General features: G+C 70.8%; 27 protein-coding genes, 1 pseudogene and 1 riboswitch. Of the genes and pseudogenes, 18 read left to right on the top strand and 10 right to left on the bottom strand.

Features of this window, described 5'->3' with window-relative positions; translation table 11 throughout:
* Window positions 1-92 precede the first annotated feature (92 nt).
* The 8 genes and pseudogenes from ACFY0D_RS18070 to ACFY0D_RS18035 all read left to right on the top strand — a co-directional run.
* Window positions 93-725, top strand: coding sequence for a 2-oxo-4-hydroxy-4-carboxy-5-ureidoimidazoline decarboxylase (locus ACFY0D_RS18070; RefSeq protein ID WP_390799204.1), 633 nt, complete (start codon window positions 93-95; stop codon window positions 723-725).
* A 152-nt stretch (window positions 726-877) separates the two neighbouring features.
* The gene (gene sdhC, locus ACFY0D_RS18065; RefSeq protein ID WP_301367063.1) at window positions 878-1258 is read left to right on the top strand and encodes a succinate dehydrogenase, cytochrome b556 subunit; all 381 of its coding nucleotides are present in this window, start codon (window positions 878-880) and stop codon (window positions 1256-1258) included.
* A 5-nt stretch (window positions 1259-1263) separates the two neighbouring features.
* A complete protein-coding gene (locus tag ACFY0D_RS18060; RefSeq protein ID WP_390799203.1) occupies window positions 1264-1746 on the top strand; it encodes a succinate dehydrogenase hydrophobic membrane anchor subunit in 483 nt (160 codons plus the stop codon).
* 23 nt (window positions 1747-1769) lie between these two features.
* Window positions 1770-3533: a succinate dehydrogenase flavoprotein subunit gene (sdhA, locus tag ACFY0D_RS18055; RefSeq protein WP_351154707.1), complete on the top strand. Its 1764-nt coding sequence runs from the start codon at window positions 1770-1772 to the stop codon at window positions 3531-3533.
* Window positions 3533-4291, top strand: a complete 759-nt coding sequence (locus ACFY0D_RS18050; protein WP_052873174.1) for a succinate dehydrogenase iron-sulfur subunit — start codon at window positions 3533-3535, stop codon at window positions 4289-4291. The genes sdhA and ACFY0D_RS18050 overlap by 1 nt, the downstream gene beginning before the upstream one ends.
* A gap of 325 nt (window positions 4292-4616) precedes the next feature.
* Entirely contained in the window at window positions 4617-5735 is a 1119-nt protein-coding gene (locus ACFY0D_RS18045) for a serine hydrolase domain-containing protein (RefSeq protein WP_390799202.1), read from the top strand.
* Between the two features lie 56 nt (window positions 5736-5791).
* Window positions 5792-6352, top strand: a complete 561-nt coding sequence (locus tag ACFY0D_RS18040; RefSeq protein ID WP_390799201.1) for a hypothetical protein — start codon at window positions 5792-5794, stop codon at window positions 6350-6352.
* A 45-nt stretch (window positions 6353-6397) separates the two neighbouring features.
* A pseudogene (locus ACFY0D_RS18035) lies at window positions 6398-6670 on the top strand (UTRA domain-containing protein); the annotation flags it as partial.
* A 158-nt stretch (window positions 6671-6828) separates the two neighbouring features.
* Here ACFY0D_RS18035 and ACFY0D_RS18030 read toward each other — a convergent pair.
* Window positions 6829-8181 carry a tetratricopeptide repeat protein gene (locus ACFY0D_RS18030; protein ID WP_390799200.1) on the bottom strand — a complete coding sequence of 451 codons (1353 nt, stop codon included), beginning with the start codon at window positions 8179-8181 and terminating at the stop codon, window positions 6829-6831.
* A gap of 132 nt (window positions 8182-8313) precedes the next feature.
* On the opposite strand from ACFY0D_RS18030, the gene ACFY0D_RS18025 reads away from it, so the two are divergent.
* The 5 genes from ACFY0D_RS18025 (at window position 8314) to ACFY0D_RS18005 (ending at window position 10644) form a co-directional block, all read left to right on the top strand.
* Window positions 8314-8598 carry a hypothetical protein gene (locus ACFY0D_RS18025; RefSeq protein WP_390799199.1) on the top strand — a complete coding sequence of 95 codons (285 nt, stop codon included), beginning with the start codon at window positions 8314-8316 and terminating at the stop codon, window positions 8596-8598.
* A 190-nt stretch (window positions 8599-8788) separates the two neighbouring features.
* Window positions 8789-8959, top strand: a complete 171-nt coding sequence (locus ACFY0D_RS18020) for a hypothetical protein (RefSeq protein ID WP_390799198.1) — start codon at window positions 8789-8791, stop codon at window positions 8957-8959.
* A gap of 96 nt (window positions 8960-9055) precedes the next feature.
* Complete coding sequence (locus tag ACFY0D_RS18015; protein WP_301367068.1) at window positions 9056-9460, top strand: hypothetical protein; 405 nt, start codon at window positions 9056-9058, stop codon at window positions 9458-9460.
* A 3-nt stretch (window positions 9461-9463) separates the two neighbouring features.
* The gene (locus tag ACFY0D_RS18010; protein WP_390799197.1) at window positions 9464-9892 is read left to right on the top strand and encodes a thiol-disulfide oxidoreductase DCC family protein; all 429 of its coding nucleotides are present in this window, start codon (window positions 9464-9466) and stop codon (window positions 9890-9892) included.
* A gap of 11 nt (window positions 9893-9903) precedes the next feature.
* Window positions 9904-10644, top strand: coding sequence for a TetR/AcrR family transcriptional regulator (locus ACFY0D_RS18005; protein ID WP_390799196.1), 741 nt, complete (start codon window positions 9904-9906; stop codon window positions 10642-10644).
* An 18-nt stretch (window positions 10645-10662) separates the two neighbouring features.
* On the opposite strand, the gene ACFY0D_RS18000 is transcribed toward ACFY0D_RS18005, so the two are convergent.
* The 3 genes from ACFY0D_RS18000 to ACFY0D_RS17990 all read right to left on the bottom strand — a co-directional run bounded on the left by ACFY0D_RS18000 (window position 10663) and on the right by ACFY0D_RS17990 (window position 13906).
* Window positions 10663-12219, bottom strand: coding sequence for an ABC transporter substrate-binding protein (locus tag ACFY0D_RS18000; protein WP_390799195.1), 1557 nt, complete (start codon window positions 12217-12219; stop codon window positions 10663-10665).
* A gap of 122 nt (window positions 12220-12341) precedes the next feature.
* Window positions 12342-13598: a metallophosphoesterase gene (locus ACFY0D_RS17995; protein WP_390799194.1), complete on the bottom strand. Its 1257-nt coding sequence runs from the start codon at window positions 13596-13598 to the stop codon at window positions 12342-12344.
* A complete protein-coding gene (locus ACFY0D_RS17990; RefSeq protein ID WP_390799193.1) occupies window positions 13595-13906 on the bottom strand; it encodes an SCO4848 family membrane protein in 312 nt (103 codons plus the stop codon). Before ACFY0D_RS17990 ends, ACFY0D_RS17995 begins: the two co-directional genes overlap by 4 nt.
* On the opposite strand from ACFY0D_RS17990, the gene ACFY0D_RS17985 reads away from it, so the two are divergent.
* The 3 genes from ACFY0D_RS17985 to ACFY0D_RS17975 all read left to right on the top strand — a co-directional run bounded on the left by ACFY0D_RS17985 (window position 13845) and on the right by ACFY0D_RS17975 (window position 16806).
* Complete coding sequence (locus ACFY0D_RS17985; protein ID WP_390799192.1) at window positions 13845-15269, top strand: D-alanyl-D-alanine carboxypeptidase; 1425 nt, start codon at window positions 13845-13847, stop codon at window positions 15267-15269. The genes ACFY0D_RS17990 and ACFY0D_RS17985 overlap by 62 nt on opposite strands.
* Before the next feature lie 152 nt (window positions 15270-15421).
* A complete protein-coding gene (locus tag ACFY0D_RS17980) occupies window positions 15422-16318 on the top strand; it encodes a hypothetical protein (protein WP_390799191.1) in 897 nt (298 codons plus the stop codon).
* A 59-nt stretch (window positions 16319-16377) separates the two neighbouring features.
* Complete coding sequence (locus ACFY0D_RS17975) at window positions 16378-16806, top strand: hypothetical protein (protein WP_390799190.1); 429 nt, start codon at window positions 16378-16380, stop codon at window positions 16804-16806.
* A gap of 73 nt (window positions 16807-16879) precedes the next feature.
* Here the strand turns inward: ACFY0D_RS17975 and ACFY0D_RS17970 are convergent, their stop codons facing one another.
* From ACFY0D_RS17970 to glyA, 4 genes are all read right to left on the bottom strand, one after another.
* Window positions 16880-17785, bottom strand: a complete 906-nt coding sequence (locus tag ACFY0D_RS17970) for a YihY/virulence factor BrkB family protein (protein ID WP_390799189.1) — start codon at window positions 17783-17785, stop codon at window positions 16880-16882.
* 202 nt (window positions 17786-17987) lie between these two features.
* Window positions 17988-18611, bottom strand: coding sequence for a 2'-5' RNA ligase family protein (locus ACFY0D_RS17965; RefSeq protein ID WP_390799188.1), 624 nt, complete (start codon window positions 18609-18611; stop codon window positions 17988-17990).
* A 97-nt stretch (window positions 18612-18708) separates the two neighbouring features.
* Entirely contained in the window at window positions 18709-19722 is a 1014-nt protein-coding gene (gene trpS / locus ACFY0D_RS17960; RefSeq protein ID WP_301367079.1) for a tryptophan--tRNA ligase, read from the bottom strand.
* Window positions 19723-20065: 343 nt separating this feature from the next.
* The gene (glyA, locus tag ACFY0D_RS17955; protein ID WP_390799187.1) at window positions 20066-21334 is read right to left on the bottom strand and encodes a serine hydroxymethyltransferase; all 1269 of its coding nucleotides are present in this window, start codon (window positions 21332-21334) and stop codon (window positions 20066-20068) included.
* A gap of 34 nt (window positions 21335-21368) precedes the next feature.
* A riboswitch (ZMP/ZTP riboswitch) is annotated at window positions 21369-21459 on the bottom strand.
* Window positions 21460-21590: 131 nt separating this feature from the next.
* Between glyA and rocD the strand changes: the two genes are divergently transcribed.
* Window positions 21591-22796 (top strand): ornithine--oxo-acid transaminase, encoded by a 1206-nt coding sequence (rocD, locus tag ACFY0D_RS17950; RefSeq protein WP_373042693.1) that lies wholly within the window; start codon window positions 21591-21593, stop codon window positions 22794-22796.
* 16 nt (window positions 22797-22812) lie between these two features.
* Here rocD and ACFY0D_RS17945 read toward each other — a convergent pair whose 3' ends face one another.
* Window positions 22813-24015 (bottom strand): glutathionylspermidine synthase family protein, encoded by a 1203-nt coding sequence (locus ACFY0D_RS17945; protein ID WP_390799186.1) that lies wholly within the window; start codon window positions 24013-24015, stop codon window positions 22813-22815.
* A gap of 8 nt (window positions 24016-24023) precedes the next feature.
* Window positions 24024-24326 carry a hypothetical protein gene (locus tag ACFY0D_RS17940; protein ID WP_301367082.1) on the bottom strand — a complete coding sequence of 101 codons (303 nt, stop codon included), beginning with the start codon at window positions 24324-24326 and terminating at the stop codon, window positions 24024-24026.
* A gap of 116 nt (window positions 24327-24442) precedes the next feature.
* On the opposite strand from ACFY0D_RS17940, the gene ACFY0D_RS17935 reads away from it, so the two are divergent.
* A complete protein-coding gene (locus tag ACFY0D_RS17935; protein ID WP_390799339.1) occupies window positions 24443-25273 on the top strand; it encodes a hypothetical protein in 831 nt (276 codons plus the stop codon).
* Window positions 25274-25321: the final 48 nt, after the last annotated feature.

The following is a 25321-nucleotide window of genomic DNA, read 5'->3' as shown; positions in this document are numbered from 1 at the left end:
ATGCCTGCCCGTGGCGCTCACGTCATCCTTTCGGCTCACTTCCGGGTGAAATCCCCGAATCGGTACGACACACCCTGCCCTGCGTCGATAGCGTGGCGGTACACCCCCGCCGCGCCCCGAGGAGCCCCCTGCTGTCCAGCCACCTTCCGGCACAGGCCCCAGGGCGCACCTCCCGGACCGGATCCGGGGGAGGTCCCGACCCTTCCCACGGCTTCGGACTGGCCCGCTTCAACGCCCTGTCCCCCGAAGCCGCCCGGGCCGTCCTGCTGCACTGCTGCGGAAGCCGGCGCTGGGCGCACCGGTTGGCGGCGCACCGTCCCTACCCGGATGCCGGGACCCTGATCGCCGCCGCCGACGAGGCCTCGTACGACCTCTCGCAGGGCGATCTGACCGAGGCGCTGGCCGCGGAGTGCTCGGCGGAGCTGGACCACGGGGCTCCGTACGCCGCACTGCTGGCCCTCGACGCGGCCCACGCGGAGTACGAACGGAAGTTCGGCCACGCCTTCGTGATCTGCCTCGACGAACATCCGCCGGAGGAGCAGGCCGACCAGCTGCTGGGCGCGATCCGCCGGAGGATGGGCCACGAGGTCGACGAGGAGCGCTCGATCTCCGCGGACGAGCTGCGCCGTGTCGCACAGTCCCGGCTCCGGGATCTGACACGCTGGCTGACCTCGCCGGATGGGCTGACTGCCACGGAAATCGGGCTATTCGCCCCTGTGGGATAGCCCGTACGTGCCTGTTTGATCACACCGATGGCCCCCGCGCAAGGGAACCGACAAAGCGTCGCTACGATGTCCGGGGCCGGAGGACCGTACCCGGCCGGGCCCGACCGACAAAGAAGCCGGCTGGCCCCCGCCCCGCTTCCGGAGGGTTTTCCGTGCCGGCTGGAACGTTGTACCGCGGCCGGGAAGGAATGTGGTCCTGGGTGGCTCATCGAGTCACCGGCGTCCTCATTTTCTTCTTCCTGTTCGTACACGTCCTCGACACCGCTCTCGTCCGCGTCTCCCCTGAGGCGTACGACGATGTCGTGGCTACCTACAAGACTCCGATCGTCGCGCTGCTGGAGTACGGCCTCGTCGCCGCCATCCTGTTCCACGCGCTCAACGGTCTTCGTGTCATCGCCGTGGACTTCTGGTCCAAGGGCCCGCGCTACCAGAAGCAGATGCTCTGGACCGTCGTGGTCACCTGGATCGTGCTGATGGGCGGGGCTCTGTACCCCGTCCTGGGCCACGCCTACCTTGAACTGTTCGGGAAGTGACACGCATGTCTTCTGACACTTCTTTCGAAAAGGGCGTCGGTGACGTGGAGGGCGTGTCCCTCTACGACATCGACAACCCGGCGCCGTACATCGAGGCCCCGCGCAAGCGGACCGGCAAGACCCCGCGCTCGACCCGCGGGAACTTCGAGATGGTCGCGTGGCTCTTCATGCGCCTCTCGGGCATCGTGCTCGTCGTCCTGGTCATCGGCCACCTGCTGATCCAGCTGGTGCTCGACGGCGGCGTGTCCAAGATCGGCTTCGCCTTCGTGGCCGGCCGCTGGGCGTCCCCGTTCTGGCAGGTCTGGGACCTGCTGATGCTGTGGCTGGCCATGCTGCACGGCGCCAACGGTCTGCGTACCGTCATCAACGACTACGCGGAGCGTGCCAACACGCGGCTGTGGCTGAAGGGCCTGCTCTACACCGCCACGGTGTTCACCATCCTTCTGGGCACGCTGGTGATCTTCACCTTCGACCCGAACATCCGCTAGGCAACGGGGCTGAGGCGAAACCAATGAAGATCCACAAGTACGACACCGTCATCGTCGGCGCGGGCGGCGCGGGCATGCGCGCCGCCATCGAGTCGACGAAGCGCAGCCGCACCGCCGTGCTGACGAAGCTCTACCCCACCCGCTCCCACACGGGCGCCGCGCAGGGCGGCATGGCCGCCGCGCTGGCCAACGTGGAAGAGGACAACTGGGAGTGGCACACCTTCGACACGGTCAAGGGTGGTGACTACCTGGTCGACCAGGACGCCGCCGAGATCCTGGCGAAGGAGGCCATCGACGCGGTCCTCGACCTGGAGAAGATGGGCCTGCCGTTCAACCGCACCCCGGACGGCACCATCGACCAGCGCCGCTTCGGCGGTCACTCGCGCAACCACGGCGAGGCCCCGGTCCGCCGGTCCTGCTACGCCGCGGACCGCACCGGTCACATGATCCTCCAGACGCTGTACCAGAACTGCGTCAAGGAGGGCGTGGAGTTCTTCAACGAGTTCTACGTCCTGGACCAGCTCCTGGTCGAGGAGGACGGCGTCAAGAAGTCGGCCGGTGTGGTCGCGTACGAGCTCGCCACCGGCGAGATCCACGTGTTCCAGGCCAAGGCCGTCATCTACGCCTCCGGCGGCACCGGCAAGTTCTTCAAGGTGACCTCCAACGCGCACACCCTCACGGGTGACGGCCAGGCGGCCTGCTACCGCCGCGGCCTGCCGCTGGAGGACATGGAGTTCTTCCAGTTCCACCCGACGGGCATCTGGCGCATGGGCATCCTGCTGACGGAGGGCGCCCGCGGTGAGGGCGGCATCCTCCGCAACAAGGACGGCGAGCGCTTCATGGAGAAGTACGCGCCGGTCATGAAGGACCTCGCGTCCCGTGACGTCGTCTCGCGCTCCATCTACACCGAGATCCGTGAGGGCCGCGGCTGCGGTCCCGCCGGTGACCACGTGTACCTGGACCTGACGCACCTGCCGCCGGAGCAGCTCGACGCGAAGCTCCCGGACATCACCGAGTTCGCGCGCACCTACCTGGGCATCGAGCCGTACACGGACCCGATCCCGATCCAGCCCACCGCGCACTACGCCATGGGCGGCATCCCGACCAACGTCGAGGGTGAGGTCCTCAGCGACAACACCACCGTCGTCCCGGGCCTGTACGCGGCCGGCGAGGTCGCGTGCGTGTCGGTGCACGGCGCGAACCGCCTGGGCACCAACTCGCTGCTGGACATCAACGTCTTCGGCAAGCGCTCCGGCATCGCCGCCGCCAGGTACTCCCAGGAGAACGACTACGTCGAGCTCCCGGAGAACCCGGCGCAGCAGGTCGTCGACCTCGTCGAGCAGCTGCGCAACTCCACGGGCAACGAGCGGGTCGCCGACCTGCGTCTGGAGCTCCAGGAGACGATGGACGCGTGCGTGATGGTGTTCCGTACGGAGCAGACCATCAAGACCGCGGTCGAGAAGATCGCGGAGCTGCGCGAGCGCTACAAGAACGTGTCCGTCCAGGACAAGGGCAAGCGCTTCAACACGGACCTGCTGGAGGCCATCGAGCTGGGCAACCTGCTCGACCTGGCCGAGGTCATGGCCGTGTCCGCGCTGGCGCGCAAGGAGTCCCGCGGCGGTCACTACCGCGAGGACTACCCGAACCGCGACGACGTCAACTTCATGCGCCACACCATGGCGTACCGCGAGGTCGTCGGCGAGGGCGAGTCCGCCAAGGATTCAGTCCGGCTGGACTACAAGCCCGTCGTCGTCACCCGCTACCAGCCGATGGAGCGTAAGTACTGATGGCCACCCCGACCCTGGACAAGATGGAGGCCGCGGCCGCGGCCTCGCCCTTCATCACGGTCACCTTCCGGATCCGCCGCTTCAACCCCGAGATCTCCGACGAGTCTCAGTGGCAGGACTTCCAGGTCGAGATCGACCCGAAGGAGCGCGTGCTCGACGGTCTCCACAAGATCAAGTGGGACCTCGACGGCACGCTGACCTTCCGTCGCTCGTGCGCGCACGGCATCTGCGGCTCCGACGCGATGCGGATCAACGGCAAGAACAGGCTCGCCTGCAAGACGCTGATCAAGGACATCAACCCGGAGAAGCCGATCACCGTCGAGGCCATCAAGGGCCTCACGGTGATGAAGGACCTTGTCGTCGACATGGAGCCCTTCTTCCAGGCGTACCGCGACGTCATGCCGTTCCTGGTCACCAAGGGCAACGAGCCGACGCGCGAGCGTCTGCAGTCCGCCGAGGACCGCGAGCGCTTCGACGACACCACCAAGTGCATCCTGTGCGCCGCGTGCACGTCCTCGTGCCCGGTGTTCTGGAACGACGGCCAGTACTTCGGCCCGGCGGCGATCGTCAACGCGCACCGCTTCATCTTCGACTCGCGTGACGAGGCCGGCGAGCAGCGGCTGGAGATCCTGAACGACAAGGACGGCGTGTGGCGCTGCCGCACGACCTTCAACTGCACCGACGCGTGCCCGCGTGGCATCGAGGTCACGAAGGCGATCCAGGAAGTCAAGCGTGCACTGATCACGCGCCGCTTCTAGCCTTCTCGACGCGACGGACTCCGTCCGTCGGTCTCGGCACAGGCCCCGTCCCCGGTTCGTCCGGGGGCGGGGCCTTCGCCGTTCCTTGGGGTCGCGCGGCCCCATCCCGGCGACCTTGCGCAGCGCGCTCTGCGCCAGTGCGCCGAGCGTGCGGACCGTGCCGGGGTGCGGCGGGAGGAACGACAGCAGCCAGGCCAGGCCGCGCAGGGCGTTGGCCACCGACAACGGGCCGTGCGGCCCCCCAGCGGCGGTCAGGGGCCCCTCAGGGTCCGGTGGGGGGCTTCACCCATGGCCGGTGGATCTTGACCGCAGCAGACTCACAGGCATGACGAAGACACCGCACGCCGCTCCCGCCGCCACGCGCCCGACGCGCTGGACCGCCCTGGTCCTCGCGGGCGCGGCCCTCGCGTCCGTCACCGCCGGCGCCGTCCTGCCGGCCTCGGCCGCCGAGCCGCAGGGCGCACCGGTGGCCGGCACCGCCCGCGTGCACCGCCCGGTCGACACCGCCGCCCTGACCGCGCTGATGAAGCCCGGCGCCATGGCGAGCGGCGCCATGGTCCGGGTGGGCGGGACGGGCCCGGGGTGGACCGGGGCCACCGGCCCGCTCTCGCAGGACCCGGCCGCGAACTTCCGTATCGGCAGCATCACCAAGCTGTTCACCTCCACCCTGGTCCTCCAGCTCGTCGGCGAGGGCCGCTTCACCCTGGACACCCCCGTCCAGGAGCTCCTCCCGGGGACCCTCCCGGCGCACTGGAAGCCGATCACCGTCGGCCGGCTGCTGAGCCACACCAGCGGCATCCAGGAGCCCTGTGCCGGCTTCGGGCAGGACGAGGCGCCGACCCCGGAGCAGGTCGTCTCCCACTGGACCGACCCGAAGTGCGCCGCGCCCCAGTACCCCGTGCGCGCGCAGCAGTACAACGGCGTCAACTACTTCCTCCTCGGCATGGTGGTCGAGAAGGTCACCGGCCGCTCCTACGCGGACGAGATCCAGCGCCGCATCGCCCGCCCGCTGGGCCTGCGCCACACGTACTCCCCCAAGCCCGGGGACCGCTCCGTCCCCGGCCCGGTGCTCGCCGACGGCGGCGAGATCGAGCCGTGGGCCTGGGCCGAGGGCGGGATGCTCTCCAACGGCCCGGAGCTGGAGCGCTTCATGACCAGCCTGCTGCGCGGACGGCTGCTGAAACCCGCCCAGCAGCGGCAGTTGTTCGTCATGCCGGCGCTCTCCGAGGGCGCGGTGGACCGCTTCAGCACGGGCGGGCTGATGCGCGCCGAGATCGACGGCACCGTCGTCTGGGGCAAGACCGGCTCCATGGGCCGCTCCACGAGCGGGGTGTTCGCCACCGAGGGCGGGCGCCGCACGGTCGTCTATTCCCTCCTTCCGGCAAGCAGGGACCGCGAGTTGATGCGGGGGCACATCACGGCTCTGGTCGGCGCGGCGCTCTGACCTGGGTTGCGGGACCGGGGATACAGGGCGCGAGTCCCTGTGGAAGGATCGGCTGTATGAGCGAGCAGCAGCCGAATCCGTACACGAGCGACCCCACAGGCCAGGGCGGTCAGCCCGGCATGCCCGCCACCCCCGGCCAGGGCGACTACAAGTGGGGTCCCGGCGAGGCCAGTTACGGCTACCCGCAGCCCTACCCGGCGCCGCCGGCCTATCAGCCGACCATCGGCGGCGCCGGCATCCCCGCCCCTGCCTACAACGCCGCCGCCCCGGTCGGCGGAGCCGGCATGTCCCTCGGCGACATCACCATCGCCGGGGACCAGATCATCACCCCGTCGGGCAACATGCCGCTCAGGGGCGCGATGTGGAACGCGACCGACTTCTCGCGCACCGAGGAGAAGATCCCGCCGCACGCGATCGTGCTCGCGATCATCTTCTTCCTCTTCTGCCTGCTCGGTCTGCTCTTCCTGCTGATGAAGCAGAAGACCACCACGGGCTACATCCAGGTCACGGTCGCCAGCGGCGGCCGCCACCACTCCACGATGATCCCGGCGGTGGACGCCTACACCTACCAGTGGGTGATGTCGCAGCTCAACCACGCGCGGTCGCTGAGCATGTAGGGGGGCGGGGTCGAGGCGGGGCGGGGCGGGGCGGGGTCGGACATCGTTGTGGACTCGGCCGTCACCCAGGTCGACACCGGTCCCGGCGGGACGTACGCACGTCTGGCGGAGCTGGGGCATGCGCCCGTCCGCTTCCGGGAGGAGATCCGCTGCCGGATGCCTTCGGCGGACGAGGCCGAGCGGCTGTCACTCTCCACGGGCACGCCGGTCGTCCGGATCCTCCGCACCGCGTTCGCCGAGAGTGGGCGGGTCGTCGAGGTCAACGAGATGACTCTCGACTCCGCTTCCTATGTGCTGGAGTACGACTTCGACGCCTAGGGCCTGTCTTTCGGATCAGGCCGGGTCAGCCCGCGGCGTCTGGTGCCGTGCATCGCAAGGCCGAGGAGGGAGTCCATGCGGAGCATCGACGACCGACGAGAACGCAGCGAGGTGCGGTGCCAGGCGTCGCGGGCCCGGCATGATCCGAAAGACAGGCCCTAGAAGGGCGGAGTGTCGCTGTAGGCCGTCGGCTGGGGTGGTGGGGTGCGGGGGCGGGGGGTGCGAAGGAGTGTCACCGCCTCCTCGACGCGGCCCAGCTCCACCAGGAGCGGACCGAGGGGCCGCCGGTGGTCCAGGCGGTCCGTGTCCAGCAGGGCGATGGCCTCCTCCGGGTGCCCGGCGTCGATCAGCAGGCAGGCCAGGCTCTCCATCGTGTACCAGCTGCCGCCCTCGGGGTGTGCGCGGGCCTCCGCCACCGCCTCGTCGAGTCGGCCGCAGGCGGCCATGAGCGGCCCGCGCAGCCGGAACAGTTCCCACTCCTCCCCGCCCCGCCGGGCCTTGAGCGCGTCCAGGTGGGCGAGGCCCTCCTCGGCACGGCCCTCGGCGGCGAACAGCTTGCACAGCACGTCGACGACCCAGTCCTCGGCGCTGTCCTGGGCGCGTACGACCTCGATGGCCTCGGCGCCCCGCCCGTGCCGGGCCAGGAGCTCCGCGAGGAGTACCGCCGTGTTCAGGCTGTCCTCCTCCGCATGCTTCCGGTAGACGTCGACCGCGCCCGCCACGTCGCCGCGCTCCTCCAGCAGCTCCGCGAGCTGTCGGACGGCCTCCTGCGTGCCCGTACCGGCCACGTAAGAGCGCAGCTCGTCGATCCGGTCGTGCCGGACCAACAGTTCGGCCAGCGGGTCGCGGTTGTTGACGACCGTGGAGCCGGGCGAGTGCAGCACCGCGATCGCTTCGTCCGTACGGCCCTGCTTCTCGCGCACGAGCGCCAGGAGGTTCACCGCGTTGAACGGCTCCAGGTACGGTCTGCCGCACTCCGGACTGCCGCAATGGGCGCACGGCATGTCAGGGGCTCTGCGGGCCTCCAGCAGCTCGGCGACCTCGTCGCCACGTCCCAGCCCGACGCCCACCTCGACCAGGGCCTCGGCGAGCAACCAGTCGGTGACGTGCGGCAGGAGCAGCTCGTACGCCTCCTCCCGCTGCCCGTGGCGGGCCAGCAGCAGAGCCAGGTCGTGCAGGGCCGACCGCTCCCCCTCCGACGCGAAGGGGCGGACGAGGGCGACGGCGTCCTCGCCCCGGCCTCCGGCCTCCAGCAGCCGCGCGGCCTCTGCGGCTGCCGTCCACCAGCCGGTGGCGACGTACGGGGCCAGGACCTCAAGGGCCTCGTCCAATTCGCCGCGGCCGGCCAGGAGGCGTGCCCAGGCGCGGGCGCAGAACCAGTCGCCGTCCTCCGCCACGGCCTGCCCGCGCACGAGTTCGGCGTGTCCAAGGGCGAGGAGGCGGTCGACGAGGTCCGGCGGCACGCACTCGTCGTGCATGTTGGCCCTGCGATTGAGTACGGCGGCGTCCATAGCCGCACCCTAACGGGCGCTCGTCCCACCCCCTTCCGGTGATTGCCGGGCGCCGCACGAGCCGACCACCGTCCGCACCGGGTACGCCCTCTCCGCACCGACCGATGCCGAGACCCATTCAGGAGATCGACCATGTACGCAGCAGTGCGGCGGTACGAAGGCGTGACGGACCCGGCCGAGGCCGGGCGCCTCGTGGACGAGGGGTTCGTGCCGATCATGCGCCAGGTCCCCGGATTCGTGGCGTACTACTGGGTTGATGCCGGTGGCGGGGTGATGGTGTCCACCAGCGTCTTCCGGGACCGTGCGGGCGCAGACGAATCCATCGAGCGGGCAGCGCACTTCGTACGCGACCACCTGGCCCGGTTCCTGCCCAACCCGCCGCAGGTCACAGCCGGCGAGGTCGTTGCCTCGGCCTAGCCGCCCGCATTGCCTGCCCGGCCGACGGGGAGGCACCGGCCCCGGACGGTCGTCGGACGCCGAGACGTGAGGAGCGCGCAGCGATCGGACGCGCCCACCGGCCCGGCAGGACGTCTCAGGCCACGAGTGCAACACCCGCACCTGGCTCGCCCCGGACGCCGACGCCGACGCGCACGCCCTCGTACGGGCCATGCAGCTGCGGAACTTCGAGAACGGCCTGACCGTCACCGAGAGCCACGAGCCGCCCGCCCTGATCCCGGGCGCCGACCGCCTCGAACTGCCCTGGGCGGGCCACTTCCCCTCGCTGGAGCGCCCCGCGGAGACCACCCGTCTGATGCCGGGGTTCCTGCCGCGCGCCTGAGCCCGCAGCCATCGACGATTCGCTTGAACTTGTTCAAAAAGAGGCCTACAGTCATCCCTGTCAGCAGCTTGAACACGTTCAAAGGGGCTGGGGATCATGGACCTCACCGTAGTCACGTACGTCATCTACCTGCTCATCAGCATCGCCCTCACCATCTGGGTGGCCCGCACGCTCAGCCGCAACGGCCGCGTCTTCATCGGCGACGTCCTGCACGGCAACGAGAAGCTCGCGGACGCCGTCAACCAGCTCCTCGTGGTCGGCTTCTACCTCGTGAACATCGGCTTCGTGACCCTCTACCTCCGGTCGAGCGAGGAGATCCAGACCCCCCGCGCCCTCTTCGAGGCGCTCTCGGTCAAGCTCGGCGTCGTCCTGCTGGTCCTCGGTGTCATGCACCTCGGCAACGTGTGGGTGCTGAACAAGATGCGCCGCCGCGGGATCATGGAGCGCCAGCAGACTCCGCCGGTCCCCCCGCAGGCGTGGACCGCACCGGTCGGGGCCTGAGCCGTGACGACCGCCGCCGCGCCCGTGCGGAAGCTGACCGTCCTCTACGACGCCGACTGCCCGCTCTGCGTGCACATCCGGCACTGGCTGCTCGCGCAGCGGTGGCTCGTCCCGCTCGCCCTGGTTCCCGCCGCGTCCTTCGAGGCGCAGCGGCGGTTCCCCCGGCTCGATCACGCCTCGACGCTGCGGGAGATCACCGTCATCGGGGACTCGGGGCAGGTGTGGACCGGCACCGATGCCTTCATCGTGTGCCTGTGGGCGCTGGTCGAGCACCGGCCGAAGGCGAACTGGCTGGCCACCCCGGCCGGCCGGCCCTTCGCCCGGGCGGCCATGCACACGGCCTCCGCCTGGCGGCAGGCCGTGCGTACCGAGGGTCACCCCGAGGGCGCCGAGGGACCGGCCTGTGACGACCAGTGCCCCGTCCCCCGATAGGCTCATACACCGTGACTGATCAGAAGGCTCCCAAGAGCGAGCAGACCCGCACGCTCATCCTCGAAACCGCGCTCCGCCTCTTCCAGGAGCGCGGCTTCGACAAGACGACGATGCGGGGTATCGCGAAGGAGGCCGGCGTCTCGGTCGGCAACGCCTACTACTACTTCGAGTCGAAGGAACACCTGGTCCAGGGGTTCTACGACCGGATCGGCGCCGCCCACCAGGCGGCGGTCCGGCCCATCCTGGACAGCGAGACCGATCTGCAGAAGCGGCTCGCGGGCGTGCTGACGAGCTGGATGGACATCGCCGCCCCGTACCACGAGTTCGCCTCGCAGTTCTTCAAGAACGCGGCAGACCCGGAGAGTCCGCTCAGCCCGTTCTCGCCGGAATCCGAACCGGCGCGCAAGGCCGCGATCGACATCCACCGCGAGGTGCTGGCGGGCGCGAAGACGAAGGTCCCGGCCGAACTGGAGGACGTACTGCCGGAGCTGATGTGGCTCTCGCAGATGGGCCTGGTCCTGTACTGGGTCTTCGACCGCTCGCCGAACAGCGAGAAGACGCGGCGGCTCGCCGAGCGCGGCGCGCAGCTGACGACGCGGGGCATCGTGCTGGCCCGCTTCCGGGTGTTGCGGCCGCTGGTGCGCGAAGTGCACGAGCTGTTCGCGGACTTCCTGCCGGGCATGGCCCAGACGGCCACGGCCGGGGCCCGGCGCAGGGCCTCGGACCCGGACCCGCAGACGGACCCCGCGTAGCCGCCGGGAACGCGACGGCTACAGCCAGTCGAGTTCCCACAGGCGCCAGACGCCGGTGCCGTCGGACAGGTACTGGGCTCCGGTGACGTCCTCGCGGGACATCACGTAGTCCTTCTTCTGCCAGATCGGCACCATCGGGGCCTGCTGGGCGACCAGCTTCTGGAGGTCGCGGAACTCGCCGGCCGCCTCGCTCCGCTCCACGTGGGACTGGGTACGGGCGATCAGCTCGTCGACGTGCTTGTCGGAGAAGCCGTTGTTCATGGACGAGTCGGTGCCGACGAGCGGGGCGAGGAAGTTGTCCGCGTCCGGGAAGTCCGCGATCCAGCCGATGGTGTAGGCGTCGAACTCGCCCGCCGCGTACCCCTTCTGGAAGTCGCTCCACTTCTCGACCGGCTTGATCGTCACCTGGAAGAGGCTGGTGGACTCCAGTTGGCGCTTGATCTCCTCGGCCTCGGGCATGTTCGCGCCGCGTACGTTCACGCCGAGATTGAGGTGGACGGCAGAGGTGATGCCGGCGTCCTTGAAGAGCTTCTTGGCGGTGGCCGGGTTCGGGGCCGGGTAGGCGTCGAAGAACGGCGTGCTGTGGCCGGCGATGCCCGCCGGGACCAGGGAGTACAGCGGGGTGACGGTCCCCTTGTGGACCTCGGCGGCCACCTTGGCGCGGTCGAGGACGGCTGCGACGGCCTGGCGGACGGCGAGCGGGGCGGCGGTGGAGCCGGGGCGGACGTTGAAGACGACGGAGCGGGTCTCGCTGCCGCCGGAGGCCTGGTAGCGGGTGTCCTTCATGCCCGGGTTGAGGCCGGCGAGCACGGCGGGCGGCATGTCCCGGTGGGCGACGTCGATCTGGTGGCCCTTCCAGGCCTGGTCGAGCTGCTCGGAGTCCTTGAAGTACTTGACGGTGACAGGCGTGTGGGCCGGCTTGCCCTGGCCCTTGTACGAGCTGTTGGGCTTGAGCTCGACACTCGTACCGGCCTTGTAGCCGCCCAGCGTGTACGGGCCGGAGCCGTCCGCCTTGCCGTCCTCGCGCAGGGCCTTCGCCGGGTACGTGTCCTTGTCGACGATCGAGGCAGCGCCCGTCGCGATCTTGAAGGGGAAGGTGGAGTCGCCGGCGGAGAGGTTGAAGGTGACCGTGCGCCCCTCGGCCTTGACCGACTCCAGGGTGTTGAAGAGGGGAGCCGGCCCCTGGTCGGAGTTGATCGCCTTGATGCGGTCGAAGGAGTGCTTGACGTCCTCGGCGGTGATGGTGCGGCCGCCCGCGAACTTCACGTCGGAGCGGAGCTCGCACCGGTAGGTGGTGAGCTTCTGGCCCACGAAACCGCAGGAGGCGGCGGCGTCCGGCACGGGGGCGTCGGAGCCGGGCTTGATGGTCAGCAGCGACTGGTAGATGTTGCTGAACAGGGCCCAGGAACCTGCGTCGTACGCCCCGGCCGGGTCGAGGGAGGAGACGACGTCACTCGTGCCGACCCGGACGGCACCGCGGCCGCTTCCGTCCTCGGGCAGCAACTGCCAGGCACCCACGCCGACCACGCCGAGGACCAGCCCGGCCGCGATTACCTTCGAGCGGACAGACCGCATCCCCTGAACCCCACCCCATGACCCGATGACAGCGACGCGCTGTCCGATTAACGGTCATCCCATCACGGAATATCAGCCACCGGAAGGCGAGTTGACGAGGGCGCTTCGAGGTTTGAGGCGGATCAGGCCTGAAATGAGGCGAGTTCGACGACGGTGATGTCGGACGGCGCCCCCACCCGGACCGGCGGCCCCCACGCTCCGGCCCCGCGGGACACGTAGAGCTGGGTGTCGCCGTAGCGCTCCAGACCGGCCACGGTGGGGTTGGCGAGCTCCGCGAGGTAGTTGCCGGGCCAGAGCTGGCCGCCGTGGGTGTGGCCGGAGAGCTGGAGGTCGACGCCGTGACGGACGGCGTCGTGGATGACGACGGGCTGGTGCGCGAGGAGTACGGCGGCCCGCGCGCGGTCCCGGTCACCGAGGGCCGCGCCGAAGTCGGGGCCCTTGCCCTCCTGCTCCCCCTGGATGTCGTTGACCCCGGCGAGATCGAAGTACGGCAGCTCGCGGCGGGCGTTCTCCAGCGGGTTGAGCCCCAGCTCACGGACGTGGTCGATCCACTGCTGGGCGCCCGAGAAGTACTCGTGGTTTCCGGTGACGAAGTACGTGCCGTGGCGGGCGGCGAGCCGGCGCAGGGGCTCCGCGGCGGACCCGAGGTCGGGGACGCTGCCGTCGACGAGGTCGCCGACGATGGCGATGAGGTCGGGCTGGGTGCGGTTGACGGTGTCGACGATGCGCTGGGTGTGGGCGCGGCCGAGCACCGGGCCGAGGTGGACGTCGCTGACGACGGCGATCCGGAAACCGTGTGCCGCGCGCGGCAGCTTCGCGAGGGGGACCCGCACCCGCTTCACGCTCGGCCCGCGCAGGACCCCGTGGGTCCCGGCCCCGACCGTGCCGAGGGCCACGGCGGCGGCCGTCCCGCCGACCGTACGGGCGACGAACCGGCGGCGGCTCAGCCCGTCTCCCACGGCGGGCCGCTCCGCGGTGGCCGGGGCGGCCGCGGGTGCCGCCGCGGCGGGCACCTCCACGGGCTCGGGCCGTTCCGCCACCGATCCGGCGGAATCACGGTGGGCCAGACGGCGGAGCAACAGCGCGCGGATCGGCTCCGCGACCAGCATCGTCAGGGTCAGGTACAGGAGTACCGCGAGCCAGAGGTACCCGGGCCAGGCCACCGTCTGCTGGAGCCAGAAGGGGGCGCCCGCGCGGCCCGTGGTGAGCGCGGCCACAGAGAGGAGGGGCAGGGTGATGGCCAAGGCCGTGCCGATGCGCCGGGTCCGGCCGCCGGGGGCGGTGGTGTCGCGGACGAGGCGGATCCAGAGCCAGCGGTGGACCAGGACCAGCAGGGCGCAGACCGCCAGCGCGACGAGGGCGAAGACCAGGATCGTCATGCCGAGGTTCCCCCGTCCGGACGGTCGGCACGGTCCGTGCGGTCCGCACCGTCCGCACGCTCCGTACGTGATTCACGCCGCAGGGCGAGAACGCTGCGCAACCCGATCAGACCGACGGCCGTCCCCAGGAGAAAGGACGTCACCGCGAGCGTCAGGTGCACCCAGAAGTAGGAAGTGGGATCGCCGGCCGCATCGAAGGCAAGACCACTGCCGTTCTTCCACAGGTTCCGGACGAAAGACACCCAGATGAACCAGCTCCACACTCCGAAGGCGAGCAGGAACCAGGAGGCGGTACGGCTGAGTCTCATGCCTTCAGTATCGGATTCGTCCCCAGGACGGACGCGCCGGGGTGGGCTGTCCCGGGGTTGGTTGCCTCGAATTGGCCGGTCCGCTGCGCCCTCCAGCTCATCGGGATGTACTTTCACCTGCGTGTCTGCCAAGACGACCGCGCTGACGGTCCTTTCCGCCGCGTTGCTGGTCCCCATCGTGCTGGTGGCCCCCGCGCACGCCGCGCCGACCCCGCCGGCCGACGCGAAGGGCCAGCCGGCCCAGGCCCCGGCCCCCGCACCGCCGGTCTCGATGTCCACGGTCGGCGGATCCCTGCTCGGCCAGCCGGGGACCCAGGTGAACCTGCTGCCGGGCGCGCCGGCGCTGCCCGCGAACCTGACCGGGCGGTCGTGGATCGTGGCGGACGCCGAGTCCGGCGAGGTGCTGGCCGCGCACAACGCGCACTGGCAGCTGCCCCCGGCCTCGACCATGAAGATGCTCTTCGCGGACACCGTGCTGCCGAGCCTGCCCAAGGACCAGATCCACCAGGTCACCGACAAGGACATGGAGGGCGTGGGCCCGGGCAGCAGCATGGTCGGGGTCAAGGAGCACCTCGAATACTCGGTCCACGACCTGTGGCTCGGCGTGTTCCTCAAGTCCGGCAACGACGCCGTGCACGTGCTCTCGGCCATGAACGGCGGCATCGACAAGACCGTCAAGGACATGCAGGCGCACGCCGAGGAGCTCCAGGCACTGGACACCCATGTGGTGTCCCCGGACGGGTACGACGCCCCGGGGCAGGTGTCGAGCGCGTACGACCTCACGCTGTTCGCCCGCTCCGGACTGCAGAAGCAGGACTTCAGGGAGTACTGCGGCACGGTGACCGCGAAGTTCCCGGGGCTGCAGGAGCCCGGGAAGCCGCGCGAGTACTTCGAGATCTCGAACACCAACCGGCTGTTGACGGGCGCGGCCGGGATCACCCCGTACAAGGGGATGGCGGGGGTGAAGAACGGCAACACCTCGATGGCCGGGGCCACCTTCACCGGCGCCGCCCAACAGGGTGACAGGAAGCTGCTGGTCACGGTGATGAACCCGGACGGGGGCGGGGCGAACCAGGTGTACGAGCAGACCGCCGCGCTCCTCGACTGGGGTTTCGCGGCGGCCGGGAAGGTCAAGCCGGTGGGTGAGCTGGTGCCGCCGAAGAGCGCGGACACCTCCTCGCACGGCTCTCCGGCCCAGTCGCACGAGAACGACCCGTCGGCGGCCGGCAAGGACTCGGGCGGCGGTGCGGGCACCGCGCTGGCCGTCGCGGGCGGCGTGCTGGCCGTCCTGGCGGGCGGTGCCTTCGCGGTCAACCGCCGCTGGCCCCGGGGACGCCGGAGCCGGGGCGAGGACCTGATCTGAGACGGCCGCAGCGGCGTCAGGCCGTCTCCGAAGAGATGGCCTAACCCGGCCACCGGGCCGGCGCCACCTATCAACTCACAGGTTCACCACAGGACTTCGGCAGGGTTTGCTCGCTCCCGTCGGCATGACGCCGGCGGGAAGGGGGTCCTCCCATGCGGAGGAGATGGTCGGCCGTCGTCGTGGTGGCCTGCGGTGCGCTGCTCGCCGTGGCGGCGTGGACCGCTCTCCCGGCGGACGGCGCCGGGCAGCGGACCCCGGCGCGCGCCCTGGAGAGCGCCGAGCTGGACCTGCTCCACACGGCGGGAGAGCTGCTCGTACAGGACTGCATGCGGGCGCAGGGATTCTCGTACTGGCCGGTCCCGCGCGTGCCGCACCCGGACTGGCGGGACTTCCCGTACGGCGTGGACGACGTGGACTGGGCCCGCCGCCACGGGTTCGGGCGCCGGATCGAGCAGCAGCTGGACGAGGAGGCGGCGGGGGGCCCGCGCGGCCGGTACCAGGGCGGGCTCTCCGCGGAGCGGCTGGAGGCTCTGGGGGTGGCCCTCATGGGACCCGACTCGAAGGGGCTGGCGGTCGAGAACCCTGGCGGCGGCACGCTGAGCCACAGCGACCGGGGCTGCATCACCGCGTCGTGGCGACAGCTCTACGGGGACGTGCGCCTCTGGTACGGCTCCAGCGAGACCGTGAAGCAGCTCGGCGCGGTGCGCACCGGCCGGGTCGACCAGGACCCCGCCTTCCGGGCGGCGCTGGCCGGGTGGAGCGAGTGCGTCGGCCGGCGCGGTTTCCCGGCCGTGCACCCGGTCCGGCAGCGCGACGAACAACTGGCGCGGACCGGGCCGGCCGCCGAGGCGCAGGACGTGCCGATGGCCACCGCCCAGGCCGAGTGCGCCCGCTCGACGGGCCTCGCCGCTACCGCGCAGGACCTGCACCGGCGCCATTCGGACATGATCCGCGCCGAGAACGGGGCCGCCTTCGACGCCATGCGGCGGATGCAGGTGGCGGCCCTGCCCACAGCTCGCGATGTGGTCGCCCGGCACGCCGGGAGCTGACATCGCGTACCGCCGACCGGCGGTGAACCATGTACGGCACTCATTGGGAGGGACCCCAAATGAACAAGCTCAGGACGCTCCTCGCGGGGCTCGCGATCGCCGGTGCGGCGGTGGTGGCCGTTCCGGCCGCGGCGCAGGCCGACGGCGGCTGCGGTTACACGAACTTCTGTGCCTACTCGGACGATTACAACTACCTCTACCAGAACGCCGGCAACTCCAACGACTGGCCGTACCAGGTCAAGAACAAGGTCGACTGGGTCCGCAACAGCGGCAGCGCCGGCGGCCGCGACCACGTCAACATCTACTACAACGAGAACAACACCGGCGCCTACGCCTGCATCGGCTACGGCACCGAATGGAACCTGCGGGGCAACGCGCAGTCGTTCAACTGGACCCGCAACGGCGACGCCAGCGGTCAGTGGAAGGCGGTCCACGACAACGCCGCCTCGCACCGGTGGGTGTACGGCTGCGGCAACGGCACCTGGTAGGACGTCCCGCCGGCAGTACTCCGGTGGCGCACCGGGCCCCACACCGGTGCGCCACCGGCGCGTTTCTGCGTTTCTACGCCTTCTGCGTCGCCTCGGCAGCGGGAGGGTCTTCCGCGCCGTCGCCGTCCGCGCCGTCGCGCGTGGCCGTCCAGGACGAGACGAACAGCAGCAGCTTCGCCATGAAGTTGATCCAGAGCAGCAGAGCGATCGGAACGCCGAAGGCCCCGTACATGCTCTTCGCGGCGACCTCCCGCATATAGCCGCTGAGCAGCAGCTTCAGCAGTTCGAAGCCTGCCGCGCCGATCAGGGCCGCCTGGATCAGGCGGCCGCGCGGCGGTTCGACGCCCGGGAGCAGGGTCAGGACGTAGAGCAGCAGCAGGAAGGCGGCCACGACGCCGACGAGGAAGGCGAAGGTGCGCAGCAGCGCGCCGCCCGCGCCCTCGCGCGGGATGCCCAGCCAGTCGGCGGACTTCCCGACCGCGCTGGATCCGAGGATGGAGGCGGCGGCGGAGGCCAGGCCCACGCCGCCGAGGCCGAGGAGGACGAGCGCGTCCTTGCCCTTGCGGGCGAACGGGTTCCCGTCGTCCTCGTCGTCCTTCTCCCAGACCGCGCGCAGGCAGTCCCGCATGGAGCCGACCCAGCCGATGCCGGTCAGCAGCAGGAGGGCGCCGGCGACGAGACCGACCGTCCCGGCGTTGTCGACGAGTCCCTGGATGTTGAGCTGGTCGGAGATGCCCGGGACCTGTTCGGAGAGGTTCTTCTCCAGCCGGTCCAGCTGCTCCGGGCTGAGCAGCGCCGCGCCGACCGCGGCGGCCACGGTGATCAGCGGGAAGAGCGCGAGGAAGCTGATGAAGGTGATGGCGGCGGCGAGGCGGGTCCAGTGCACGCGGTCCAGGCGTTGGTACGAACGCCACGCGTGCGTCCGCATCAGACGGGCCGCCAGCGGCCCGATCACCGGGAGTTTCGTCAGCCAGTCCATGGGGTCACCGTAATTCAGCCGCCGGAAATAGCCGGGATTGTCGCTTCTGGCGGCTACGGTCGTCGATTGTGACTTTTCCCGAAACGCGCCCTACGGGTCGCCCGTTCCACACCCTGGTCCTGCGAAGGCTGAGATTCCGTGCCCGGCTCATCGCCCGGCTCCCCCTGACCCTGCGCCTGCCCCTGGCCCCGCGCCCGCCCCGTCAGGACGGCGCTATGGTCGCCCCGGCGGCCCCGGCCGTGCCCGCCGCCTCGGTGGCCTGGTCGGCGGGTGAGCCCGCCTGTGCCGGGACACAGTTCGGTCCGCTCCCGAACGGGTACTCGCGCAGTTTGCGCCAGACCCCGTCCGAGCCCTGCTCGTAGAGCGCGAAGCCGTCGCAGACCCACTCGGCGGCGTACTCGGCGAGGGTCGTGAACGCCAGGTCCATCGCCTCCTCGGAGATCCCGTGGGCGACGGTGACGTGCGGGTGGTACGGGAACGCCAGGTCCCGGTCGAGCGGCCCCCGGGGGTCGCGGACCTCGCTCTGGAGGCGGGTGCAGCCCGCCGCCCCTTCGGCGATCTTGACGAAGACGACCGGCGAGAGGGGGCGGAAGGTTCCCGTGCCGGCCAGTCGCATCCGGAAGGCCCGGAAGGCGGCCGCGACCTCGACCAGGTGGGCCCTGATCGCGGGGAGCCGGTCCGCCTCCACCTCGGTGGGCGGGACGAGGGTGACGTGCGTGGGGATACCGTGCGCGGCAGCGTCCCCGAAGCCCGCGCGCAGCTCCTGGAGCTGGCTGCCGTACGGCTCCGGGACCGCGATCGAAACGCCGAGCGTTACGGTCCCCACGAATCTCTCCTCCGCTTGTCGCTGTGGACTGCTGCCGCCCCAGTGTGGCGGCAGCACCCCCATTCGTGCCAGGGCTCTCTGTCCGTAGTTGCGTTCGTCAGTGCTTGGCGGGCAGCAGACCGAGGCGGTCGTAGGCCTGCGCGAGGGTCTCGGCGGCGACCGCGCGGGCCTTCTCCGCGCCCTTGGCCAGGAGGGAATCCAGCGTCTCGGGGTCGTCCAGGTACTCCTGGGTCCGCTTCTTGAACGGTGTGACGAAATCGACCATCACGCCGGCCAGGTCGGTCTTCAGCGCGCCGTAGCCCTTGCCCTCGTACCTGGCCTCCAGCTCGGTGATCGTCTCGCCCGTGAGGGTGGAGTAGATCGTGAGCAGGTTGCTGACGCCGGGCTTCTTCTCGGAGTCGAAGCGGATCTCGGCCTCGGTGTCGGTGACCGCGCTCTTGATCTTCTTCTCGGTGACCTTGGGCTCGTCGAGGAGGTTGATCAGGCCCTTGGGGGACGACGCGGACTTCGACATCTTGATCGCCGGGTCCTGGAGGTCGTAGATCTTCGCGACCTCCTTGACGATGTGCGCGGCGGGGAGGGTGAAGGTCCGGCCGTAGCGCTGGTTGAAGCGCTCCGCCAGGTCGCGGGTCAGCTCGATGTGCTGGCGCTGGTCCTCGCCGACGGGGACGGCGTTCGCCTGGTACAGCAGGATGTCGGCGACCTGCAGGATCGGGTACGTGAACAGGCCGACGCTGGCGCTGTTGACGCCGCCCTTGGCGGACTTGTCCTTGAACTGGGTCATCCGGCTGGCCTCGCCGAAGCCGGTGATGCAGTTCATGACCCAGCCGAGCTGCGCGTGCTCGGGCACGTGGCTCTGGACGAAGAGCGTGCAGCGCTCGGGGTCCAGGCCGGCGGCCAGCAGCTGGGCGGCGGAGAGGCGGGTGTTCGCGCGCAGATCCTTCGGATCCTGCGGCATGGTGATCGCGTGCAGGTCGACCACCATGTAGAAGGCGTCGTGCGTCTCCTGCAGGGCGACGTACTGGCGGATGGCTCCGAGGTAGTTCCCGAGGTGGAACGAACCGGAGGTGGGCTGGATGCCGGAGAGCGCGCGAGGACGATCAGAAGCCATGGCTTCATTCTCTCAGGTGCGGGGGCGGGCCCGTGCCCGCCGCTGGCCGGATCATTCCGGGTCGCAGCGCCGCTCCCGGTGCGGTGCGGGGGTACCGGGCGGTAGCGGTGCGGCCGGATCCGGCCCCGGCCGAGCGACCGGTTTCCGTTCCGGGACGGGCCGGGCCAACACCGCTGCGTGGGGCTCCGCCCCAGACCCGGCGTCTCCGGCCGAGGGACGCCCTCAAAACGCCGGGCGGGGCCGGAAAATCCAGCCCCGCCGGCGTTTGAGGCGATCTTTTCCAGCCCCGCCGGCGTTTGAGGCGCGGGGTCCGGGACGGGAGCCCCAGCAGCGGTGCCGCAGGTCAGGACAGGGGCAGGCCCGGGGCCGGGAAGGCCGCCATCAGGTCCGTGACCTCCGCGCGGATCACGGCGAGCGCCTGCTCGTCCCCCTTCGCGGCGGCGTCGACCGCGCGCGAGATCCAGTCGGCCACCAGCGGCATGTGCTCTGTGGACAGGCCCCGCGAGGTCAGCGACGGCGTACCGATCCGCACCCCCGAGGGATCGAACGGCTTGCGCGGGTCGAACGGCACCGTGTTGTAGTTCACGACGATGCCCGCCCGGTCCAGGGCCTTGGCCGCGATCTTGCCCGGCACGTCCTTGCCCGTCAGGTCGATCAGGATCAGGTGGTTGTCCGTACCGCCCGAGACCAGGTCGAAGCCCTTCTGCAGCAGCGCCGCGGCCAGCGCCTTGGCATTGGCGACGACCGCGTGGGCGTACGAGACGAAGGACGGCTGCGCGGCCTCGTGCAGCGCCACCGCGATACCGGCCGTCGTCTGGTTGTGCGGGCCGCCCTGCAGGCCCGGGAAGACCGCCTTGTCGATGGCCTTCGCGTGCTCCTCCCGGCACATCAGCATCGCGCCCCGCGGACCGCGCAGGGTCTTGTGCGTGGTGGTGGAGATGACGTCGACGTGGTCCGCCGGGGACGGGTGCGCGCCGCCCGCGATCAGGCCCGCGATGTGGGCGACGTCGGCGACCAGGACCGAGCCCGCCTCGCGCGCGATCTCCGCGAAGGCGGCGAAGTCGATGGTCCTCGGCAGGGCGGTGCCGCCGCAGAAGATCACCTTGGGCCGCTCGGCGAGGGCCAGCTCGCGCACCGCGTCGTAGTCGATGAGCCCGGTGTCGGCGCGGACGCCGTACTGCACGCCCCGGAACCAGGAGCCGGTCGCCGAGACGCCCCAGCCGTGCGTCAGGTGCCCGCCCATCGGCAGGGCCATGCCCATCACGGTGTCGCCCGGCTTCGCGAAGGCCAGGTACACGGCCAGGTTGGCCGGCGAGCCGGAGTACGGCTGGACATTGGCGTGGTCCACGCCGAACAGGCCCTTGGCCCGCTCGATCGCCAGCGCCTCCACGCGGTCGATGTTCTGCTGGCCCTCGTAGTAGCGGCGGCCGGGGTAGCCCTCGCTGTACTTGTTCTGCAGCACGGTGCCGGAGGCTTCGAGGACGGCCGCGGACACGTAGTTCTCACTGGGGATCAGGCGCAGGGTCTGTGCCTGCAGCTCTTCCTCCGCCGCGACGAAGGACGCCAGCTCGGGGTCGGTGGCGAAAAGGGCGGAATGGCGGCTCGCGGACATGGCGGGCTCCTCCGGGGTCGATGTGATCGGTACCCCGCGAGGCCCAGGCGAGCGGCCCTGTATGCGGTCGAGCGCGCACGACTCCCCCGGAGTTGGTTCTCCGTACGCCAGTCGCCGTGCGTACCGGACACCTTAGCGGGCGCGCCGGGAGAGAGGTTTCTGCGTCCGGGATACGAGCGACGATAAGAAGGTGACGCCACCCTCGTCACCGCTTCACCCGGCGCTTCACCCCGCCGGACGGACGATCGGAGACCCCGTGTCGACAACTGCTGATGCCATCCGCTCCGCAGACGCGCACAGCGCGCACAACTACCATCCGCTGCCCCTGGTCGTCGCGTCCGCGGAAGGCGCGTGGATGACCGATGTCGAGGGCCGCAGATACCTCGACATGCTCGCCGGGTACTCGGCCCTCAACTTCGGGCACGGCAACCGCCGTCTGATCGACGCCGCCCGCGCCCAGCTGGAACGGGTCACGCTCACCTCGCGCGCCTTCCACCACGACCGCTTCGCCGACTTCTGTACCGAGCTCGCCGCGCTGTGCGGCAAGGAGATGGTGCTCCCCATGAACACGGGGGCGGAAGCCGTGGAGACGGCGGTGAAGACCGCCCGCAAGTGGGGCTACGAGGTCAAGGGCGTCCCGGACGGGCACGCCAAGATCGTGGTCGCCGCCGACAACTTCCACGGGCGCACCACGACCATCGTCTCCTTCTCCACGGACCACGACGCCCGCGACCACTTCGGCCCGTACACGCCGGGCTTCGAGATCGTTCCGTACGGGGACCTCACCGCGCTGGCCCACGCCGTCACCGAGAACACCGTGGCCGTGCTGCTGGAGCCGATCCAGGGCGAGGCGGGGGTGCTGGTGCCGCCCGCCGGGTACCTGAGCGGCGTACGGGAGCTGACCCGCGAGCGGAACGTCCTCTTCATGGCGGACGAGATCCAGTCGGGGCTGGGCCGGACCGGCCGGACCTTCGCGTGCGAGCACGAGGGGGTCGTCCCGGACGTGTACATCCTCGGCAAGGCGCTCGGCGGCGGCGTGGTGCCGGTGTCGGCCGTGGTCGCCGACCGGGACGTGCTCGGGGTGTTCCGGCCCGGGCAGCACGGGTCCACCTTCGGCGGGAACCCGCTCGCGTGCGCGGTCGCGCTGGAGGTCATCGCGATGCTGCGGACCGGCGAGTTCCAGGGCCGCGCCACCGAACTGGGCGAGCACCTGCACCGGGAGCTGAACCTGCTGGTCGGCGGGGGCGCGGTGACCGCCGTACGCGGCCGCGGGCTGTGGGCGGGCGTCGACATCGACCCGTCGCGGGGCACCGGCCGGGAGATCTCCGAGAAGCTGATGGAGCTCGGGGTGCTGGTGAAGGACACCCACGGGTCGACGATCCGGATCGCCCCGCCGCTGGTGATCAGCAAGGAGGACCTGGACTGGGGCCTGGACCAGCTCCGGTCGGTGCTCGGCGTGTAGGGCTTCCCCGGTTCGGTCAGAGGATGACGTGGGGCAGGAAGCGGGCGTACTCGTCCGTGACCGGCCCCGCCGATTCGCGGATGCCGAGCCCCGCCGCCTCGTCCTCGACGACCCATGCGCCGAGCACCACCCGGTTGCCGTCGAAGTCGGGCAGCGGGGCCAGGCCCTGGAAGCAGTACCGCTCCCCCTCCTCCGGTACGAAGGGCTCGCCGACGTCGCCCGCCTCGTGCAGGGTGACCCCCGCGCCCTCACGGCCGAGGAGGGGCTTGGCCACGTAGCCGGCGGACCCGGGCTCGGCGAGCTCGCGCGGGCCGTCGAGGTAGGCGGGCAGCAGGTTGGGGTGCTCCGGGAAGAGCTCCCACAGGATCGCGAGCAGCGCCTTGTTGGACAGCAGCATCTTCCACAGCGGCTCGATCCAGCAGGTGGAGCCGGAGCCGCCGCCGTGGTCGTACGTGCCGAGGACCTGCGGGCCGAACTCGTCCGTGGCCAGCCACTCCCACGGGTAGAGCTTGAAGCAGGAGCGGATGAAGCGGAGCTTCTCGTCGACGAACCGGCCGGACAGGCTGTCCCAGCCGATCTGCTCGACGGAGAGGGCGTGCGTGTCCAGGCCGGCCTGTTCGGCGGTCTCCTGGAGGTAGGCGACCGTCATCAGGTCCTCGCCGAGCTCGTCGGTCTCGGAGTGCGCGAAGTGCAGCGGGCCGGGCGGGAGCAGCTCGGCCTGGCGCCGCCAGGCGTCGACGAGGCGCTCGTGGAGGGAGTTCCACTGGTCGGCGCCGGGGAAGCGTTCCTCCATCCAGAACCACTGGGGGCTGGCCGCCTCCACGAGGGAGGTGGGGGTGTCCGCGTTGTACTCCAGCATCTTGGCCGGGCTGCCGCCGCCGTCGTAGCGCAGGTCGAAACGGCCGTAGAGGGAGGGCTGTTCGGCGCGGCGCCGCCAGGACTCGGCGATCAGCGCGGCCAGTTTCGGGTCGGTGATGCCGAGGTCGGCGAAGCGGTCGTGCTCGACGATGTGCGCGGCCGCGGCCAGGCACATGGCGTGCAGCTCCTCGACGACGTTCTCCAGGGCCTCGACCTCGGGGAGCGAGAAGGAGTAGTACGCGCTCTCGTCCCAGTAGGGGCGCAGGGAGTCGTCGGGGTAGCGGGTCAGGGGATAGATCAGACCCTGCTCCTCGACGGTCTTCTGCCAGTCGGGACGGGGCTCGATGGTGTGCCGCTGCATGGTCTCGGTCAGCCGCCGCTGGAGCCGGAGCTGGAGTGGCCGCCGATGCCGCCGCGGGTGACGGCGGACTTGTCGAAGCTGCCGCCGGCGACCTTGCCGGAGCTGACGTAGCCGCCGTAGTAGTAGGCGCCGGTGCCGCCGGTCTTGCACTCCTTGTTGTTCAGCTGGTTGAGCGTCGAACGGGAGGCGCAACGCTTGTCCGGTTCGTCGCTGCTGCCGCAGGCCACGAGCGTGGCCGCGAGCAGGCCCATGCCTCCGAGGGCGACGGCGCCGGAGCGCATGCGGCGCTGATTGGTGCTGCTGCTGTCCATGTCTGGTGCTCCCCCTGGGGCCTCGCGTGCTGCCGACAGAGTAGAGCGGGGCCACCGGCCGATGGAATCCGGCCGCCGTGAGATCCGTGACCTAGAGTCAGTTCGTGCTGATTGGGATGATTTGCGCGCTCGGTGCGGCGGTCTGCTTCGGTACGGCCTCGGTTCTGCAGGCGGTCGCGGCGCGTGCGGCGGAGCCCGGTACCGGGTCCGGAGTGGACACGGCACTGTTCCTGCGGGCCGTGCGGCAGTGGCGCTACCTGGCGGGTCTGGGCCTCGACGGAGCCGGCTTCGTGCTCCAGATCATCGCCCTGCTGCACGTCCCGATCTACGCGGTGGGGGCGGCGCTGGCGGCCAGCCTGGCGGTGACGGCGGTGGTCGCGGCGCGGCTGCTGCGGGTGCGGCTGTCCCGGACCGAGTGGGGCGCGGTGGCGGTGGTGTGCGCGGGGCTGCTGATGCTCGGGCTCTCCGCCGGGGAGGAGGGCACGGGGACCGGGTCGACGGCGCTCGAAGTGGGGCTGCTGGTGGTGGCCGGGCTGGTGCTGCTGGTCGGCGTGGTCGCGGGCCGGCTCCCGGACGGACCGCGGGCGCTGGTCCTCGGCCTCGCGGCGGGGACGGGCTTCGGGGTGGTAGAAGTCTCGGTCCGGCTCATCGACTCCCCCTGGGACCTGCGCAACCCGGCCCTGTACGCCCTCCTGCTGGGCGGCGGCGCGGCCTTCCTGCTCCTCACCTCGGCCCTGGCACGCGGCTCGGTGACGGTGGCGACGGCGGGCATGGTCCTCGGCGAGACGATCGGCCCGGCGGTGGTGGGCGTGGCCTGGCTCGGCGACAGCACCCGCGAGGGCCTGGCCTGGCTGGCGGTGACCGGCTTCGCGGTGGCGGTGGCCGGCTCCCTGGCCCTGGCCCGCTTCGGCGAACCGGCCCCACCGAAGCCGTCCCCGGCCGGGTGACCAGGGCCGCGCCGCCGCCGGGGCTTCCGCCCCAGACCCCGCTCCTCA

Source organism: Streptomyces sp. NPDC001502 (assembly GCF_042894785.1).
Taxonomy (GTDB): Bacteria; Actinomycetota; Actinomycetes; order Streptomycetales; family Streptomycetaceae; genus Streptomyces; species Streptomyces kutzneri.
The sequence above is the reverse complement of the archived record's forward strand: the minus strand, read 5'-3'. Positions and strand labels throughout refer to the sequence as shown.